The organism is Myxococcus sp. AB025B (genome assembly GCF_006518215.1).
In the GTDB taxonomy this organism is placed as follows: Bacteria; Myxococcota; Myxococcia; order Myxococcales; family Myxococcaceae; genus Myxococcus; species Myxococcus fulvus.
This window is the reverse complement of record NZ_SRLW01000552.1, coordinates 1-2,773: the sequence shown is the minus strand read 5'-3', so window position 1 is coordinate 2,773 and position 2,773 is coordinate 1. Positions and strand designations below refer to the sequence as shown.

General features: G+C 69.9%; 2 protein-coding genes. Both read left to right on the top strand.

The genetic code is table 11. From position 1 onward, the window contains the following. Positions 1-96 precede the first annotated feature (96 nt). Positions 97-624: a Crp/Fnr family transcriptional regulator gene (locus FL311_RS42460; protein ID WP_228557458.1), complete on the top strand. Its 528-nt coding sequence runs from the start codon at positions 97-99 to the stop codon at positions 622-624. A 380-nt stretch (positions 625-1,004) separates the two neighbouring features. Continuing rightward, on the top strand, positions 1,005-2,773 hold a 1,769-nt coding region (locus FL311_RS42455; RefSeq protein WP_255510414.1), incomplete at its 3' end, for a condensation domain-containing protein.

The window sequence follows — 2,773 nt, the reverse complement described above, 5'->3', positions numbered from 1 at the left end:
CAGCCCCGTCCGGGTCAGCTCGCGTAGCACGGTGCGCTCCATCGTCACCACGCTCGCGGTCCGCGGACCGCGAGCGTGGTGACGATGGAGCGCACCGTGCTACGCGAGCTGACCCGGACGGGGCTGGTGCTGATGGGCGCGCGTCACGGGCTGGAGGCGCCGGTGGTCGAGATGCGATGCCGCGAGCGGTTGCTGGAGGATGCGTTGCGGAGCAGCCCGCTGCTGCGCGGGTTGTCACCGGAGCTGTGGGCGCAATTGGGCAGCGCGCTGGTGCCCTGTTCCATCGGCGCGGGGGAGACGCTGCTCACGCGTGGCGTCCCTGGCGAGGCGCTCTACATCCTGCTGCGCGGCAGGTGCGCTGTCTTCCACACGCACCCGGATGGTCGTGTCACCCCGTATCCGGACATGGGGGAGGGCGCCATCTTCGGCGAGGTGTCGTTGCTGCGAGGACGGCTCGCGACGGCGACGGTGAAGACGCTGACGCCGTGCACGTTGCTGCGCCTGGACCGTGACGTGTTCCGCAAGTTCTTCTGGGGACAGGCGGAGATTCGTCGCGCGCTGGTGAGCCTGGGGCTGGAGCGCATGCACCGGACGATGGACGTCATCGTCAACCCGTCGGAGTGACGCGAGCCTCCGTTCAGCGCTGAGCCTGGTTGATCGCTCGAGTCATGTGCGGGCGCGTCACACGCATCGCGTCGGACGTGCCCGCACGGGTCGCGTGTCCAGGTGTGGGGCAATTTTCCGAGTGCCCTGACGCGAACGCTTCAGCCCGGGTCCCGCGCACACCACGCTCGGAAGTGTGAACCGCACGTCCTTGTGGGGAGGCTGCGTGCAATTACACCGGTTTTGTATGTAAGACATGTTTTACCTGGACTCCCCTCCCAGGCCCCTCTCTCATGACCCAGCCACGCTCCCAGGACCTCCGCGTTGAGCGCAGCGTCACCCGTGCGATGGAGCCCCGCACCGAGACCGAACGCGCGGTGGCGCTCATCTGGAGTGAGGTATTGAACATCCAGCAAGTGGGCGCGCTCGATGGCTTCTTCGAGCTGGGGGGCCACTCGTTGCTGGCGACGCAGGTGTTGTCACGCATCCGGACGGTGATGCGCGTGGAGGTGTCGCTCCAGGAGATGTTCGACCTGGGGACGGTGGAGGCGCTGGCGGGGCGCATCGACGCGTTGGTGGCGCTGCGGCCCGGAGAGGTGCTGGAGCCGGTGCGCGCGTCGCGGGAGCGGCCGTCGTCGCTGGTGCCGTGCGAGCGGCAGGCGGAGTTGTCCTTCGCGCAGCAGCGGCTGTGGTTCCTGGACCAGTACGCGCCGGGCAGCCCGCTCTACAACCTGCCGGCGGCCATCCGGTTGGAGGGCACGCTCGATGTGGCCGCGTTGGAGCGGGCCTTCACGGAGCTGGTGTGTCGGCACCAGTCGCTGCGCACGGTATTCCCGGCGCGGGATGGGCGGCCGTTGCAGGTGGTGGCGCACGCGGGCAACGCGCCGATGGCGCTGGAGGTGGAAGACCTGCGTTACCTGCCCGCGGCGGAGCGCGAGGCGCTGGGGCTGCGCGCGGTGCGCGAGGAGGCGCGCAAGCCGTTCGACCTGGCGCGAGGGCCGCTGCTGCGCGCGCGCTTGTTGCGGCTCCAGGAGGGCGAGCACCTGGTGGTGGTGACGATGCATCACATCGTCTCGGACGCGTGGTCCATCGCGGTGCTCATCCGGGAGATGGTGGCGCTCTACGAGTCCTTCAGCGCGGGCCGTGCGTCCCCGTTGCCCGAGCTCCCCATCCAGTACGTGGACCACGCGGTGCGGCAGCGCGACCGGCTGCGTGGCGAGGCGCTGGAGCGTCAGGTCGAGTGGTGGCGCAAGCAACTGGACGGAGCGCCTCCTTCGCTGGAGCTGCCGACGGACCACCCTCGCGGCGAGGACACGTCGAATCCGGGCGCGGTCATCAAGGTGACGCTGCCGGTGGGGCTGGTGCGGATGCTGCGCGGCTTCTGCCGACAGGAGGGCGCGACGCTGTTCATGGGCCTGCTCGCGGGGCTGCAGGCGCTGCTGGCGCGCTACTCGGGGCAGGACGACATCTGCGTGGGGGCTCCCGTGGCGGGGAGGACCTCCGCGGACACGGAAGGGTTGATCGGCTTCTTCGTGAACACGCTGGTGCTGCGCACGAAGCTGGAGGGGGAGCCGACGTTCCGAGAGCTCCTGAAGCGGGTTCGGGAGACGACGCTGGGCGCGTACTCGCACCAGGATGTGCCCTTCGAGAAGCTGGTCGAGGTGCTCCAGCCGGAGCGACAGCCGAAGCGGACGCCCTTCTTCGAGGTGGCGCTGGTGCTGGTCAACACGCCCATGGCGGCGCTCGAGAGCCCGGGGCTGCGCTTCCGTCCGCTCGATGTCGACAGTGGCACGTCGAAGTTCGACTTCACGCTGACGTTGAGTGAGTCGCCCTCGGGGCTCACGGGCACGCTGGAGTACCGCACGGACCTGTACGAGCCCGCGTCGGCCGAGCGCCTCGTCGCGCACCTGGAGCGGTTGTTGGAGCGCGCGGTGCTCGCGCCCGATGTCCGCCTGTCCGAGCTGTCGCTGCTCACGGAGTCGGACCGGCGGCTCGCGCTGGAGCGCTGGAACCCCGCGCCTTCGGAGACTCGCGTCGAGGTCTGCGCGCACGAGCTGGTGGAGGCGCAGGCGAGGCGGACGCCGGAGGCGGTGGCGGTGGTGTGGGGAGGGGAGTCGCTGACGTACGCGGAGCTGGAGCGGCGTGCGAATCAACTGGCGTGGCACCTGGG